Source organism: Streptomyces sp. NPDC028298, from assembly GCF_055565895.1.
Window position 1 is genome coordinate 1,009,899 of the sequence record NZ_JBVHTL010000001.1, and the last position, 14,544, is coordinate 1,024,442.

13 protein-coding genes and 1 riboswitch are annotated in these 14,544 nt (G+C 71.0%); of the genes, 5 read left to right on the top strand and 8 right to left on the bottom strand.

What is annotated here, in order from left to right; genetic code table 11:
• Positions 1-99 precede the first annotated feature (99 nt).
• The 4 genes from ACZ4TO_RS04530 to ACZ4TO_RS04545 all read left to right on the top strand — a co-directional run bounded on the left by ACZ4TO_RS04530 (position 100) and on the right by ACZ4TO_RS04545 (position 4,214).
• Positions 100-1,767: a 5-guanidino-2-oxopentanoate decarboxylase gene (locus ACZ4TO_RS04530; protein WP_468023400.1), complete on the top strand. Its 1,668-nt coding sequence runs from the start codon at positions 100-102 to the stop codon at positions 1,765-1,767.
• A complete protein-coding gene (locus tag ACZ4TO_RS04535; RefSeq protein ID WP_382778984.1) occupies positions 1,764-2,945 on the top strand; it encodes a glutamate dehydrogenase in 1,182 nt (393 codons plus the stop codon). The genes ACZ4TO_RS04530 and ACZ4TO_RS04535 overlap by 4 nt, the downstream gene beginning before the upstream one ends.
• 122 nt (positions 2,946-3,067) lie before the next feature.
• Positions 3,068-3,487, top strand: a complete 420-nt coding sequence (locus ACZ4TO_RS04540) for a hypothetical protein (RefSeq protein WP_382778982.1) — start codon at positions 3,068-3,070, stop codon at positions 3,485-3,487.
• Positions 3,488-3,593: 106 nt separating this feature from the next.
• The gene (locus tag ACZ4TO_RS04545) at positions 3,594-4,214 is read left to right on the top strand and encodes a TetR/AcrR family transcriptional regulator (protein ID WP_382778980.1); all 621 of its coding nucleotides are present in this window, start codon (positions 3,594-3,596) and stop codon (positions 4,212-4,214) included.
• Positions 4,215-4,519: 305 nt separating this feature from the next.
• Here ACZ4TO_RS04545 and ACZ4TO_RS04550 read toward each other — a convergent pair whose 3' ends face one another.
• Both ACZ4TO_RS04550 and ACZ4TO_RS04555 read right to left on the bottom strand, forming a co-directional pair.
• Positions 4,520-5,305, bottom strand: a complete 786-nt coding sequence (locus tag ACZ4TO_RS04550; RefSeq protein ID WP_382780765.1) for an SGNH/GDSL hydrolase family protein — start codon at positions 5,303-5,305, stop codon at positions 4,520-4,522.
• A gap of 271 nt (positions 5,306-5,576) precedes the next feature.
• Positions 5,577-6,479: a M23 family metallopeptidase gene (locus tag ACZ4TO_RS04555; RefSeq protein WP_382778978.1), complete on the bottom strand. Its 903-nt coding sequence runs from the start codon at positions 6,477-6,479 to the stop codon at positions 5,577-5,579.
• A gap of 2 nt (positions 6,480-6,481) precedes the next feature.
• A riboswitch (cyclic di-AMP (ydaO/yuaA leader) is annotated at positions 6,482-6,641 on the bottom strand.
• 666 nt (positions 6,642-7,307) lie between these two features.
• Between ACZ4TO_RS04555 and ACZ4TO_RS04560 the strand changes: the two genes are divergently transcribed.
• Entirely contained in the window at positions 7,308-8,105 is a 798-nt protein-coding gene (locus ACZ4TO_RS04560) for a tyrosine-protein phosphatase (protein WP_382778976.1), read from the top strand.
• Between the two features lie 28 nt (positions 8,106-8,133).
• Here the strand turns inward: ACZ4TO_RS04560 and ACZ4TO_RS04565 are convergent, their stop codons facing one another.
• The 6 genes from ACZ4TO_RS04565 to hpnH form a co-directional block, all read right to left on the bottom strand.
• Positions 8,134-8,280, bottom strand: coding sequence for a DUF6126 family protein (locus ACZ4TO_RS04565; protein WP_326784303.1), 147 nt, complete (start codon positions 8,278-8,280; stop codon positions 8,134-8,136).
• Positions 8,277-8,915 carry a helix-turn-helix domain-containing protein gene (locus ACZ4TO_RS04570; protein WP_382778973.1) on the bottom strand — a complete coding sequence of 213 codons (639 nt, stop codon included), beginning with the start codon at positions 8,913-8,915 and terminating at the stop codon, positions 8,277-8,279. Before ACZ4TO_RS04570 ends, ACZ4TO_RS04565 begins: the two co-directional genes overlap by 4 nt.
• A 63-nt stretch (positions 8,916-8,978) precedes the next feature.
• The gene (locus ACZ4TO_RS04575; RefSeq protein WP_468023401.1) at positions 8,979-10,379 is read right to left on the bottom strand and encodes an aspartate aminotransferase family protein; all 1,401 of its coding nucleotides are present in this window, start codon (positions 10,377-10,379) and stop codon (positions 8,979-8,981) included.
• Positions 10,376-12,328: a 1-deoxy-D-xylulose-5-phosphate synthase gene (gene dxs, locus ACZ4TO_RS04580; protein WP_468023402.1), complete on the bottom strand. Its 1,953-nt coding sequence runs from the start codon at positions 12,326-12,328 to the stop codon at positions 10,376-10,378. The genes ACZ4TO_RS04575 and dxs overlap by 4 nt, the downstream gene beginning before the upstream one ends.
• Positions 12,329-12,355: 27 nt before the next feature.
• Entirely contained in the window at positions 12,356-13,513 is a 1,158-nt protein-coding gene (gene ispG, locus ACZ4TO_RS04585; RefSeq protein WP_385039185.1) for a flavodoxin-dependent (E)-4-hydroxy-3-methylbut-2-enyl-diphosphate synthase, read from the bottom strand.
• A 4-nt stretch (positions 13,514-13,517) separates the two neighbouring features.
• Positions 13,518-14,540, bottom strand: coding sequence for an adenosyl-hopene transferase HpnH (gene hpnH / locus ACZ4TO_RS04590; protein WP_103549050.1), 1,023 nt, complete (start codon positions 14,538-14,540; stop codon positions 13,518-13,520).
• Positions 14,541-14,544: the final 4 nt, after the last annotated feature.

The following is a 14,544-nucleotide window of genomic DNA, read 5'->3' on the forward strand; positions in this document are numbered from 1 at the left end:
GTCTGGAGACACCGTGTACCGCCTTCCCGCCGAACCGGCCCCGGCCGAGGGCGCCGCGTGCGCCGCCGGGCGTGCCGACGCCGTCGCGCGGAGCCTGTGATGGGCGAGATGCTCACCGGCGGCGAGGCCGTCGTCCGCGCGCTGTCCGGACACGGCGTGACCCGCGCCTTCGGCATCCCCGGCACGCACAACCTGGAGATCTACCGCCACCTGTCCGCGTACGTCGTCCGGCACGTTCTGACGCGCCACGAACAGGGCGCCGGATACGCCGCCGACGGCTACGCGCGCGTGACCGGGCGTCCCGGTGTCGTGATCACCACGACCGGACCCGCCCTGCTGAACGCCGCGGCCGCCGTCGGCCAGGCCTACTCCGACAGTGTGCCGCTGCTCGTGGTCTCCCCCGGCATGCCTCTGCGCCACCCCCGGCTCGCGACCGGACTGCTGCACGAGACGCGCAGTCAGACGGAGGCTCTGCGGGGCGTCGCCGCGTTCAGCCACCGCGTGTCCTCGGTCGCCGAGATCGACGCGGCGGTGGCCCGCGCCTTCACCCTGTTCCGCACCGGCCGGCCGCGCCCCGCGCACATCGAGATCCCCCTCGATCTGCTGGAGGCCGCCGAGGAGACGGCTCCCGCGCGCGTCACCCCTCCCCTCCTCCCCCTCGCCCCGGCACCCCTCGCCGTGGAGCGGGCCGCCGAGGCGCTGCGCGAGGCCCGCCGTCCGGCGCTCGTCCTCGGCGGCGGAGCACGCGGTGCGGCCGCCCCGCTCCTGGCGCTCGCCGAGCGGCTCGGGGCTCCCGTCCTCACCACCGCCAACGGCAAGGGCGTCGTCGCGGAGAGCCATCCGCTGGCCGTCGGCGTGTCGCTGCACAGCCCCGCGGTCCGGGACTGGCTCGCGGAACGCGACGCCGTCCTCGCCGTGGGCACCGAACTCGCCGAGTCCGACTTCTGGTCCGCGCCGCCCGCCCTGAACGGCACCCTGATCCGCGTGGACGTCGACCCGGACCAGATGTACGCGGGTCCGGCCGTGGACGTCCCGGTCGTGGGCGACGCGCTGCTGTCCCTGACGGCGCTGCTCGCCGCCGTCGGGGAGCCGGGCGTCACGGCCGGGCACGCGCGCGTGCCCGGCGCCGTCGAGGGACCGCGTGGCGGACGCCCGCACGCGCGCGTGCCCGACGAGGACCCCGTCCGGCGGGCGGCGGCACTGCGGGCTGCCCGGAACGCCGAGACCGCCGCGCGCGACGCCCGATGGATCCCCTACCTGCGGGTGATCCGGTCCGTCCTGCCCGAGGACGCCGTGATCACCTCGGACAGCGCCCAGTGCTGCTACTACGGAGCGCTCCCCCACCTCCCGCTCGGCCCGGCGGGCCGCTATCTTCACCCGACCGGCTACGGCACGCTCGGCTACGCTCTGCCCGCGGCGATCGGAGCCAAGGCGGCGTGCCCCGGCCGCGAGGTCGTGGCGCTCAGCGGGGACGGCGGGCTCCAGTTCACCGTGCAGGAACTGGCGACCGCGGTACAGCTCCGCCTCCCGCTGCCCGTCGTGGTCTTCGACAACGGCGGCTACGGGGAGATCCGCGACGAGATGGCGGCCCGGGGCGACACGCCCACGGCCGTCGACCTCGCTCCGGTCGACCTGCCCGCCCTGGCCCGCGCCTACGGAGGACAGGGCACGCACGCGTACAGCCCGGACGAGCTGGGCACCGCGCTCACCCGGGCGCTGCGCACCCCCGGCCCCACCCTGATCGTCGTTCCCGAGGAGACCCGATGACCGCCGCCCCCCTGATGACGCTCACCTGGACGGACCACGTCACCGGCCGTCCGGGGTTCCTCGTCGTCGACCGGCTCGTACGGGGCGTCTCCAGCGGCGGTCTGCGGATGCGCCCCGGCTGCACGCTGGAGGAGGTCACCGGACTCGCCCGCGGCATGACCATGAAAGAGGCTCTGCACTACAACCCCGAGGGCCGGTACGTCCCGCTCGGCGGCGCCAAGGGCGGGATCGACTGCGATCCCCAGGACCCGGCCGCGTACGGACTGCTGGTGCGCTATCTGCGCGCCATGCGCCCCTACATCGAGAACTTCTGGACCACCGGCGAGGATCTCGGGCTCAGCCAGGACCTGGTCGACCGGGCCGCCGAGGAGGCGGGCCTCGTCTCGTCCATCCAGGCCGTGTACCCGCTGCTCGACGACGAGGCGGCGGCCCGGCGGCGGCTCGCGGACGCCTTCGCGGTCGAGGTGGACGGCATCGGCCTCGACGAACTGGTCGGCGGCTGCGGGGTCGCCGAGTCGGCGCTCGCCGCGCTGGACCGGGCCGGGACTCCGTACGCGGGAACGCGTGTCGCCGTCCAGGGGCTCGGCACCATGGGCGGGGCCACCGCGCGCTTCCTCGCGCGCGCGGGACTCAGGATCGTGGCCGTCGCCGACGTCAAGGGAACCATCGCGAACCCGGACGGCCTCGACGTCGAGGCGCTCCTCGGGGCGCGGGACGCGTACGGGACGGTCGACCGCGGGGTGCTGCGGCCGGCCGACCGCGAACTCCCCGGCGACGCCTGGCTGTCCGCCGACGCCGAGGTCCTGGTGCCGGCCGCGGTCTCGTACGCGATCGACACGTCCAACCAGCGCGACATCAAGGCCCGTTGGATCGTCGAGGCGGCCAACATGCCCGTCCTCGCGGACGCGGAGGAGCTGCTCGCCGCGCGCGGGATCACCGTCCTGCCGGACGTCGTCGTCAACTCCGGTACAAATGCCTGGTGGTGGTGGACCCTGTTCGGCGACATCGGCGCCGACGCGGACGAGGCCTTCGCCCACACCCGGCGTTCCATGCGCGCCCTGATCGACCGGACGCTCGCGCGCGCCGAGGCCGACGGGACGACCCCGCGGGCCGCCGCCCACGCCATCGTCACCGACCGGCTCCCGGTCATCGCGGAGCGGTTCGGCTGGTACCGCTGAGGCCCCGGAGCCGGGGGCGGCGATTCCCTGGCGGGAATTGAGCCGTGGACCGGACCGCAGCAGAGTCGGTGCCGTCAGAGGAACCGCGCGAGTGACGCGCACCGACCCGCACGAGGAGCATCATGTCCGCCATCGACGCGCAGGACCTGATCGAGCGCTACATCGGCGTCTGGAACGAGGCCGACCCCCGGATCCGCCGCGAGACCGTACGCGAACTGTGGGCCGAGGACGGTGTGCACGTACTGCGTCCCCCCGCGGAGATGCACGACAGCGCCGTGTCCCTCGGCTTCGGCACCGCCGTGCTGGAGGCCCGGGGTCACGACGAGCTGCACGCGCGCGTGACGCGTGCCTACGAGGAGTTCGTGGCCCCCGGGACGTACGTGTTCCGGATCGGGGAGTCCGCCCGCCGGCTGCACGACGCGGTCACGTTCCGCTGGGAGTCGTTCCACACCGGCGAGGGACGGGTCACCGGCGGCGGACTGGAGTTCCTCCTCCTGGACGAGGAGGGGCGCATCAAGGCCGACTACCAGTTCGTCGACTGACACGAGGCCGCGTCCGCCGGAGGGGCCTCGCGGGAGGGCGAAAGGCGCTCCGGGCCGGGCCCGCTCCCACGGGGCTTCCGGCGAGAGGGCTGTGTAGGGTTGCCGCGTGGCGAGAGTCCGGTTGAGTGTGGCGGAGCGGCGTGGGGAGTTGCTGCGCGCCGCCGTCGAGCAGATCGAGGCGCGAGGTGTCGCGGCGGTACGGATCGCCGACGTGGCCTCGGCCCTCGGCGTGAGCAACGCGCTGGTGCTGTACCACTTCTCCACGAAGGAGAAGCTGGTCGCCGCCGCGTTCACCCACGCCGCCGAGGACGACCTCGCCCATCTGCGCAAGCTGCTCGGCCGCCGCACGACGGCCCTGCGCCGCCTTCGCGCCGCCGTGCGCTGGTACGCCCCGACGGGGCAGGCCAAGGGCTGGCGCCTGTGGATCGAGGGCTGGGCGGTCGCGCTGCGGGAGCCCGCGCTGTGCGAGGTCACCCGCGACCTCGACCGGCAGTGGAAGGCCGCCATGACCGAGGTGATCGCGGAGGGTGTGGCCGCCGGCGAGTTCCGCTGCCCGGACCCCGCGAGCGCGGTCCTCAGGCTCACGGCCCTGCTGGACGGCCTGGCGGTCCAGATGACCGCGTACTCCGGAGCGGTGTCACGGGCACGCACCCAGGAATGGGCCGACGAGGCCCTCGCCCGCGAACTGGGCCTGGAGCGCGAGGCGTTGATGGCAGCGGTGCGCTGACGCTCGCGTAGCCGCCCCGGTCCGGGACACGGTGAGCGGGGTCCCCGGCCCGCCTCGGGCCCGACCCGGCGCCTCCCCCGGACCGCGTGTCACCCGGCACCACGGTTCGGACCGTGGCACCGATGATCGTCCCTGACCCGCCGATGGCGAGCGGCGCCCGCCGCACACCCGGAGCGCTGCGCCCGCGCGATGCGGGTCAACCGAATCCACCGGCCGGGCCGGGTCATGCCCGTCGGCCGGTCGGCCCTGCCGGCCGAACCGGTTCGGTGCGCCGAACCGGTTCCGTCGGCAGGGCCGGTCGCCGTTCAGGCCACCGACTCGATGCGCAGCTTGATGTCGTCCGGGGACAGGGCTCCCTTGGCCGAGACGTGGTCGCCCGAGGACTCCCCGCGCAGGCGCCGTCCGATCCAGGGGACCAGGTACTCGCGCGCCCACTGGATGTTGTCGCGGCGCACCTCCAGCGTGCCGCGCGGCGGGAGGGGCGGCCAGGGCTGGTCCGGGTCGGCCGGGACCTCGAGGCCGAGGACCTGTCCGGCACGGAGCGCCACCCGGGTGTGCCCCTCGGGCGAGAGGTGCAGCCGGTCGCCGTCCCAGGCCCGCCGGTCCTGGATCGTCTTCAGGGACCAGAGGTCGAGGACGGGACAGCCGTAGCGGTCCGCGATGGCCCGCACGTGTCCGTTGTAGGTGGCGATCTTTCCGCGCAGATGCTTGAGCACGGGAACGCCACGGGTGTCGAAGCCGGTCGTCACCATGACGGTGCCGACGGCGGAGGTGAGGTCGGCGATCGCGCGCTCGAAGCGCTCCGCGACCTCGTCGGGGTCGGTGCCGGGGCGGATGATGTCATTGCCGCCGGCGCAGAACGAGACCAGGTCCGGGCCGAGTTCCTTGGCCCTCTGGAGCTGGGTCTCGACGATCTGGTCGAGCAGTTTGCCGCGCACGGCGAGGTTGGTGTAGTCGAAGTCGCCTTCGGGCCTGCGGTCCGCGAGAAGTACCGCGAACCGGTCGGCCCAGCCGACGAACGCTCCGTCGGGCCCAGGGTCGCCGACGCCCTCGGTGAAGCTGTCCCCCACCGCCACGTACGACCCGATCACTGATCTGTTGTCACTCTTCGAATCGTCTGCCACATCGAGCATGATTCACCTTTTGATGTGAGCTACGCGACCGTAGGGAAGGGTTGACGGGCGGTGAGATAAGCCACTCGCCAAGCATTGGTCAACTCTGGAATAAGGCCCGCGTCAAGGCTGTTGAAGCAGCGATCGGCCCGAGGCCGCGCCGCGGGAACACCGAAGGCCGGAACCCCGGGGATCATGGGGTCCGGCCTTCGGAGATCTTCCTGCCGTCAGGAGCAGGAGGAGGAGGGGGTCAGCCCACCGCGACACCGTGCGAGCGCAGGTACGCGACCGGGTCGACGTCGGAGCCGTAGTCCGGAGTGGTGCGGATCTCGAAGTGCAGGTGCGGTCCGGTCACGTTGCCGGTCGCGCCGGAGAGACCGATCTGCTGTCCCGGGGTCACGGTCTGGCCCGCCGAGACGGACAGGGACGACATGTGGGCGTACTGGGAGTACTTGCCGTCGGCGTGCTGGATGACGACCTGGTTGCCGTACGCGCCGCCCCAGCCCGCGGACACGACGGTACCCGCGGCGATGGACTTGATGGTGGTGCCGGTCGGGACCACGAAGTCCACGCCCGTGTGGTAGCCGCTGGACCACATGCTGCCCGCCACCTTGTAGCCGGTGCCGACGCTGCTGCTGTCGACCGGCAGGTTGTAGCCGGAGGAGCTGTCGGCGGAGGCGGTGTCGGGCGCTGCCGTGGCGGCGGCCGGGGCCGCCTGGGCGGACTTCGCCGGGGTGGCCGTCCGGGTGGACGTGTGCGTCGCCGAGTGGGCGGCCGAGGCGGCCTTCTTGCCGAGCGACAGCTTCAGACCGGGGTGGATCAGCGAGGGGTCGCTGCCGATCGCGGAGCGGTTGTCGGCGTAGATCTTCTTCCAGCCGCCGCCGACGTTCTGCTCGTCGGCGATCTTCGACAGGTAGTCACCGCGCTTCACCGCGTACGTCTTGGCCGTGGCGGCCTTGGCGGTCTTCGCGGCGGGGGCGGCGGTCGCGGCCTTCTCGACATGCTGCGCGACGGCGGCGGCCGGGGTCGCGGCGTGGGCGCCCGTGGCTCCCATCAGGGGCAGCGCGAGTGCGGCGCCACCGGTTCCGGCCACGGCGATCGAGCGGGTGAAACGCAGGGACTTGGGACGGCGGTGCTTACCCTTCGCGGGCATGACGATTTCCTCTCCGGCGCCTGCGGGGTGAGCTGTCGGGTGCGGGCTGGAGATGCCCGGCCGCGCTGCTGCGCGGCTGTACCCCTAGCCTGTTCCGGAAACCGGACCAGGCACGGAACCTGTGGGTCCCCCGCTCCTGCCGTGTACGGGTGAGTGTGCGGATTCCGGGCGGCGGCAGGATTGGGCGTCCGTCCGGATTGAGGCAGAACGTAAGCGAGATGAGAGCGCGTCGACAACTATGGGCGGTTTCTGTGCGCTCGCCTTTCTTGATCCATGGGGAAATCGCCGTCACCCTCCGTGGAGTGACGATCTTCCGGGCCGCTCAACCCGCCCGTGAATCCCGGTGTGTTGACAAATGAGGACGGCAACGCATCGTCACGAATATGACGCTCCTCACGCGACTCGCCCCAGGTTGCCTTATTCCAGGGCCAGTTGTTACGAAGGCGCCTATTCGGACAGAAGGGTCAGATGCGACGCGCGTGGATATCCGACACATTCGGATCCCCGAGCGAGAGGGTGCACAAAACGGCACCCCATTAATGCGGCATTTCATCGCAATCGCCCCGCCGTTCCGGCGGCACGAGAAGGGTGCGGCCGGACCCGCGACCGATCCCGAGCACTAATCGTGTGCACGTTCGATATGAGGCGGCCACGGAACCCTCTTCCTGGGCTTTCTGTCAGCCTTCCGCCCAGAGGGCGGCCGCCTGTGGACAACTCATTGCCCGAGACACCCATGTCGTATCGTCGAGAGCGCGAGCCGGTACAACTGCCGACGAGCGGCGCCGAGTCCAGCCCGGCGACGCCGGCGGCCGAATGGGAGGAGCCCCCGTGACGCAGCAGGTCCCGTCGACCGAGCCCGAGCTCGGCGGAGTGCGGAACTTCCGTGACGTGGGCGGACTGCCCACCGCGGACGGCCGGCGAGTGCGCTACGGGCGTCTGTTCCGCAGCGGCCACCTCGCGCACGCCACGGAGGAGGACGCCGCGTTCCTCACCTCCCTGGGCCTCCACACGATCTTCGACTTCCGCAACGCGGCGGACCAGAAGCTGGAGGGCCCGGACGTCGAGCTGCCCGGCGTACGGAACGTGAACCTCCCGCTGAGCGACCCCGCGGACGGCAGCGAGTTCTGGAAGATGGTCCGCGACGGCGACATCGACCAGCTCCGCGGACTCCTCGGTGACGGCAAGGCCGCGAACCGGATGATCAACTCCTACCGCACGATCATCAGCGAGCGCACCGCCGAGCACTCCCAGGTGCTGCACGCCCTGGCGGACGACAGCGTGCCCGCGCTGATGCACTGCGCGGCGGGCAAGGACCGCGCCGGGCTGTCCATCGCGGTCACCCTGCTCGCCCTCGGCGTCGAGCGCGAGGCGATCGTGACCGACTACCTGGAGTCGAACGCCGCGCACCGCCGTTACAAGGTCCACCGCAACGGCTCCTCGGCCGGCGCCTACTCCCCCGAGGTCATGGAACTGCTCAGCCCGCTGTTCGACGCGCGCGCCGAGTACCTGACGGCCGCCTTCGAGACGATCGAGGAGAAGTGGGGCGGCGTCGAGGCCTATCTCGAACAGGGACTGGGGCTCACGCCGGAGCTCAGGGAGCGCCTGCGCGCGCGGCTCCTGGACTGAGCCGGAGCCGCGCTCCGCGACCGCGGCTCTACTGGTTCTGCGCGCCCAGCGTAAAGAGCAGGTAGATGAAGGCCGCGAACAGGTGGCCGACGGCGACGTAGATGATCAGACGCACCCACAGGGCGCGCGGGAACCTGTCCTCCATGGACCGGCGACGTTCTGTGGGTTCGGTCATGACGTCTCTCCCGGGGTGGGGTGGCCGGTCGCCGGGCCGAGGCACAGCGCGGCGACGGGGCTCTGCAGCAGGGTGTGTACGAAGAGGAGATCGGCTCCGTCGCGCTCGGCGGCGGCGATGCGGTGCGGGGTCAGCGAGTCGAAGTGGGCGCTGTCTCCCGGCGCGAGGACGTGCGCGGTGTCCCCGAGGCGCAGACTGAGCCGCCCGTCGAGGACGTACAGCCACTCCTCGCCGGGGTGGACACGCACGATGTCACCCTGGGAGCCGTAGGGGACGTGCACGCGCAGGGCCTGCATGCCGCGGCCCGCGGAGCCCGCCTGCCAGTAGGTCCAGCCGCCCGCCGGGGCCGGCTCCATGTCGCCGGCGCGTACGATCGCGTCACGGTCGGGGACCGCCTCGCCGAGCAGTTCGGAGACCGTCGTACCGTAGACACGGGCCAGCGTGAGCAGCATCGGCAGCGAGGGCTGGCGCTGCCCGGTCTCCAGCCGGGAGAGATGGGCGGGCGAGAGTCCGGCGGCGCGGGCGGCGGCCTCCAGGGTGAGGGAGGCGCTGCGGCGCAGGGCGCGGAGCCGGGGCGCCACGGCGTGCAGCTCGGCGGACGGCTCGTCGACCGTCCCTGGTTCGGCAGGGCTCATGGAACCATTGAGCCAAACAATTACCTCTGGGGCAATTTTCTTGCCCCAGAGGCAAAAGACCTCTCAGCGGTTCGCCACCGCCTGCTTCACCAGCGTCTTCCCGAAGTCCCACATCAGCCCGCCGCCGTTGTGCGCGTCCTCCATCACCGCGGTGAAGGCCTCCACGAACCGGTCCACATCCCCCTCGTCGATGACCAGCGGCGGGATCAGTTTGATCACCTCCAGGTGGTCGCCGGAGACCTGGGTGAGGATGCGGTGGCGCTGGAGCAGCGGCACGACGACCATCTGCGCGAACAGCCCCTTGCGCGCGGCCTGGAGCATGGTCCAGCGGCTGCGCAGCTTGAGCGAGGCGGGCCGGCCGAACTCGATGCCGATCATCAGACCCCGCCCGCGCACCTCGCTGAGCAGTTCGTAGCGGTCGACCAGGGCCGCGAGCCGGGACTTCAGCAGCTCACCGGTGACGCGGGCGTTCGCGACGATCTGTTCGTTCTCCATCACGGAGAGCACCGCGAGACCCGCCGCCATGGCCTGGGCGTTGGAGCCGAAGCTCGCGGAGTGCACGAGGACCCGGTCCATGGAGGAGTAGACCTTCTTGAAGATCCAGTCCTTTCCGAGGGTCGCGCCCACCGGGACGTAGCCGCCGGACAGCGCCTTGGCGACGCACACCAGGTCCGGTTCGACACCCTCCTCGTGCTGGTAGGCGTAGAAGTCCCCGGTCCGGCCGAGGCCGGTCTGCACCTCGTCCGCGATGAGCAGCGCCTTGTGCCGGTGCAGCAGTTCCTGGGCGGCGCGCAGATAGCCGGGCGGGGACTCGTGGACCCCCTTGCCCTGGATCGGCTCCACGATGAGCGCGGCGACGTCGCCCTTCTTCAGCTCCCTGGCCAGGGCGTCGAGATCGCCGAGCGGTACGGCCGTGTCGGGCAGCAGCGGCGCGAAGCCGTCGCGGAATCCGTCCTCGCCGTTGACCGACAGGGAACCGGTGGTCAGCCCGTGGAAGGCGTGCGCGCAGTACAGGATCCTCGGCCTGCCGGTCGCGTACCGGGCGAACTTCAGGGCGGTCTCGACGGCCTCCGTGCCGCTGTTTCCGAAGAACACCCGGTCCAGATGCGGGCTGTGGGTGAGCAGCCGTTCCGCGAGCAGGCCCGGCAGCGGCTGGCAGTCGAAGCGGGTGAGGTCGGCGAGCGAGGCGTCGAGGACGTCGTGCAGCGCCCGCCGGACGACGGGGTGATGGCGGCCGAGGCCCATCACACCGAACCCGGCGAGCATGTCCAGGTAGTCGTCGCCGTCCGCGTCCCAGAAGTGCGCGCCCTCGGCCCGTTCGTAGACCTTGTCGAAGCCGATGGTGTGCAGCATGCGCGGGAGCTGGTGGTTCAGGTACTTCGTGTGCAGTTCGTAGCGCTCGGCTCCGCGCTCGGCGAGGAGTGCGCCGAGGTCGAACTCCCCCTTCTGGGCAGGGTCGGTCATTCCTGTTTCTCCTTGGACGACTCTTCCTCGGCCGGCCGGTCGGCGGCCTCCGTCACCTCGTACGCGGCCTTGGCCCGCTCGTCCCTGACGGCCAGCCCGGCGCTGATCCGTCCGGCGATCTCGACCGGCGTGAGTCCGATGTCGGCGAGCACCTCGGACCGTTTGGCGTGCGCGAGGAACTGCTCGGGGATACCGAACCGCCTTACGGGCACGTCGACTTCGGCGTCTCCGAGGGCCAGCGCGACGGCGGCGCCGACGCCCGAGGCCCGGCTGTTGTCCTCGACGACCGCGACGAGCCGATGGGCGGCGGCGAGGCGGGGCAGCTCCGGGTCGACGGGCTTGACCCAGCGCGGGTCGACGACGGTGCAGCCGATGCCGCGGGCCTGAAGCAGGTCGGCGGTCTGGAGGCAGACCGGGGCCATGACGCCGACCGCGACGAGCAGGACCTCGGGGCGCTCGCCCCGGTGCAGGACGTCGAGCCCGCCCACTCGGTCCACGGCGGGGATCACCGGACCGACGGACTCCTTCGGGAAGCGGATCAGGGTCGGCGCGTCGTCCACCGCGACCGCCTCCCTGAGCTGGGCCTTGAGCTGGTCGGCGTCGCGCGGCGCGGCGATCCTGAGCCCGGGGACGACCTGGAGGATCGACATGTCCCACATGCCGTTGTGCGAGGCGCCGTCGACGCCGGTGATCCCCGCCCGGTCGAGGACGAAGGTCACCCCGCAGCGGTGCAGCGCGACGTCCATGAGGAGCTGGTCGAAGGCCCGGTTGAGGAAGGTGGCGTACACGGCGACGACGGGATGCAGGCCGCCGGTCGCGAGTCCGGCCGCGGACACCGCGGCGTGCTGCTCGGCGATGCCGACGTCCCACACCCGGTCGGGGAATCTCTCGGCGAACTTGCCGAGCCCGACCGGATGCAGCATGGCCGCCGTGATGGCCACGACGTCCGCGCGCTCCTCACCGATCCTGACGATCTCGTCGCCGAACACGGAGGTCCAGGAAGGGCCGTTGGACGGGGCGAGGGGCTCGCAGGTGAGGGGGTTCATCACCCCGACGGTGTGGAAGTGGTCCTCCTCGTGCGCGAGCGCGGGTTCGTAGCCGCGCCCCTTCTCCGTCAGACAGTGGATGAGCACGGGCCCGTGGAAGCGTTTGGCGCGGCGCAGCGCGGACTCCACGGCTCCCACGTCGTGACCGTCGATGGGTCCGACGTACTTGAGCCCGAGGTCCTCGAACATGCCCTGCGGCGCGAACGCGTCCTTGAAGCCCTTCTTCGCGCCGTGCAGGGACTCGTAGATGGTGTTGCCGACGAGGGGGGTGTGCAGCAGGACCTTCTTGCCCCAGGCGAGGACCTGCTCGTAGCTGTCGGTGGTGCGCAGGGTCGCCAGATGGTTCGCGAGGCCGCCGATGGTGGGCGCGTAGGAGCGTTCGTTGTCGTTGACGACGATGATCAGGGGCCGGTCCTTGGCCGCGGCGATGTTGTTCAGCGCCTCCCACGCCATGCCGCCGGTGAGCGCCCCGTCGCCGATGACCGCGACGACGTGGCCCTTCCCGCCCTGCACCTGGCGGGCCTTGGCGAGCCCGTCCGCCCAGCCGAGCGCCGTGGAGGCGTGGCTGTTCTCGATGACGTCGTGCTCGGACTCCTCGCGGGAGGGATAGCCGGAGAGGCCGCCCTTGCCGCGCAGCTTGGAGAAGTCCTGACGTCCCGTCAGCAATTTGTGTACGTAGCTCTGATGTCCGGTGTCCCACAGGATGCGGTCGAAGGGCGACTCGAAGACCCGGTGGAGGGCGATGGACAGCTCCACCACTCCCAGGTTGGGTCCGAGGTGACCGCCGGTCCTGGCGACCGCGTGCACCAGGAACTCCCTCACCTCTTCGGCCAGTTCACCGACTTCCGCCTCGGACAGCGCCTTCAGGTCGCGTGGTCCCCGGATGTTCTCCAGAATCGTCACGTCGGGCCCCCTCTCGGTCCGTGCTGATCAGCTCACGGTGACGGCCGGTTCCCCGGACGCGACGCCGTCGTTCTCCATCTGCTCGGCGATCTTCATCGCCTCGTCGATGAGGGTCTCGACGATCTTCGACTCGGGGACGGTCTTGATGACCTCGCCCTTCACGAAGATCTGCCCCTTGCCGTTGCCGGAGGCGACCCCCAGATCCGCCTCCCGCGCCTCGCCGGGGCCGTTGACGACGCAGCCCATGACCGCGACGCGCAACGGGACCTCCATGCCCTCCAGGCCTGCGGTGACCTCGTCGGCCAGCTTGTACACGTCGACCTGGGCGCGCCCGCAGGACGGGCAGGAGACGATCTCCAGGCGCCGCTGCCGCAGTCCGAGCGACTCCAGGATCTGGATGCCGACCTTGCACTCCTCGGCGGGCGGTGCGCTCAGCGAGACCCGGATGGTGTCGCCGATGCCCTCGGAGAGCAGCGCGCCGAACGCGACGGCCGACTTGATGGTGCCCTGGAACGCCGGCCCCGCCTCGGTCACGCCGAGGTGCAGCGGGTAGTCGCAGGCGGCGGCGAGCTGCCGGTAGGCGTTGACCATGACGACCGGGTCGTTGTGCTTGACCGAGATCTTGATGTCACGGAAGTCGTGCTCCTCGAAGAGGGACGCCTCCCACAGCGCCGACTCGACGAGCGCCTCGGGCGTCGCCTTGCCGTACTTCTGGAGCAGCCGCTTGTCGAGCGAGCCCGCGTTGACACCGATCCGGATCGGGGTGCCGGCGTCCTTGGCGGCCCGCGCGATCTCCTTGACCTGGTCGTCGAACTGCTTGATGTTGCCGGGATTGACACGGACGGCCGCGCAGCCGGCGTCGATCGCGGCGAACACGTACTTCGGCTGGAAGTGGATGTCCGCGATCACCGGGATCTGCGACTTCTTGGCGATGGTCGCGAGCGCGTCGGCGTCGTCCTGCGTGGGACAGGCCACCCGCACGATCTGGCAGCCGGACGCGGTCAGCTCCGCGATCTGCTGAAGGGTGGCGCCGACGTCCGACGTCCGGGTCGTGGTCATGGACTGGACGGACACGGGCGCGCCGCCGCCGACCGCCACCGGTCCGACCTGGATGCGCCGCGAGACACGGCGCTCCGCGATCGGCCGGACCGGTACCTCGGGGAGGCCCAGGGAAACGGCGGTCATGGGGTCACCCGCGGCTTTCCGTGAAGGTCTCGCGGGCGGCCCGGATGGATTCCTTGAGGGAGCCCATGGTGGCGAGGACGGCGGTCGGCTCGTAGCCGCAGTGGGCCATGCAGTTGGCGCACCTGTCGTCCTTGCCGCGGCCGTAGGAGTCCCAGTCGGTCTCCTCCAGGAGCTGCTTGTACGTCTGCACGTAGCCGTCGCTCATCAGGTAGCAGGGCCGCTGCCAGCCGAAGAGCGAGTAGCTGGGGATCGCCCACGCGGTGCACGGGAAGTCGACCTTGCCCTCCAGGAAGTCCAGGAAGAGCGGGCTCTGGTTGAGCCTCCAGCGGCGCCGGTTGCCGCCCGCGAAGGCCTTCTTGAACAGCTCCCGGGTCTGCTGGACCCCCAGGAAGTGCTCCTGGTCGGGCGCCTTCTCGTAGGCGTAGGCGGGCGAGAGCATCATCTCGTCGACCTTGAGGTCGTCGTTCAGGTAGTTCAGCACCTCGATGACGGTCTGCGGGGTGTCGGTGTTGAAGAAGGTCGAGTTGGTGGTGACGCGGAAGCCGCGGCGCTTGGCCTCCTTGATGGCCTCGACGGCCTCGTCGAAGACGCCTTCCTTCGCGACGGACTCGTCGTGCCGCTCCCGCAGCCCGTCGATGTGGACGGCCCAGGCGAAGTACGGCGAGGGCTTGAACTTGTCCATCTTCTTGCGCATGAGCATCGCGTTGGTGCAGAGGAAGACGAACTTCTTCTTCGCCACCAACTGCCGTACGATCTCGTCGATCTGAGGGTGCATCAGGGGTTCGCCACCGGCGATGGACACCATCGGCGCACCGGATTCGAGGACTGCGCCCACCGCCTGGGCGACCGGCATGCGCTGCTTGAGCACACCGGCGGGGTGCTGGATCTTGCCGCACCCCTCGCACGCGAGGTTGCACGCGAAGAGCGGCTCCAGTTCGACGAGCAGGGCGAACTTGTCCCGCTTCCGGAGCTTCTGTTCAAACAGGTATGCAGCGACCTTCATGGACTGCCGAAGCGGCATGGCCATACGG

Bases quoted from the DNA above. Each gene is read 5' to 3' on its own strand.
- ACZ4TO_RS04530 (WP_468023400.1), top strand. From the start codon at position 100: ATGGGCGAGATGCTCACCGGCGGCGAGGCCGTCGTCCGCGCGCTGTCC.
- ACZ4TO_RS04535 (WP_382778984.1), top strand. From the start codon at position 1,764: ATGACCGCCGCCCCCCTGATGACGCTCACCTGGACGGACCACGTCACC.
- ACZ4TO_RS04540 (WP_382778982.1), top strand. From the start codon at position 3,068: ATGTCCGCCATCGACGCGCAGGACCTGATCGAGCGCTACATCGGCGTC.
- ACZ4TO_RS04555 (WP_382778978.1), bottom strand. From the start codon at position 6,479: ATGCCCGCGAAGGGTAAGCACCGCCGTCCCAAGTCCCTGCGTTTCACC.
- ACZ4TO_RS04565 (WP_326784303.1), bottom strand. From the start codon at position 8,280: ATGACCGAACCCACAGAACGTCGCCGGTCCATGGAGGACAGGTTCCCG.
- ACZ4TO_RS04570 (WP_382778973.1), bottom strand. From the start codon at position 8,915: ATGAGCCCTGCCGAACCAGGGACGGTCGACGAGCCGTCCGCCGAGCTG.
- ACZ4TO_RS04575 (WP_468023401.1), bottom strand. From the start codon at position 10,379: ATGACCGACCCTGCCCAGAAGGGGGAGTTCGACCTCGGCGCACTCCTC.
- ispG (WP_385039185.1), bottom strand. From the start codon at position 13,513: ATGACCGCCGTTTCCCTGGGCCTCCCCGAGGTACCGGTCCGGCCGATC.
- hpnH (WP_103549050.1), bottom strand. From the start codon at position 14,540: ATGGCCATGCCGCTTCGGCAGTCCATGAAGGTCGCTGCATACCTGTTT.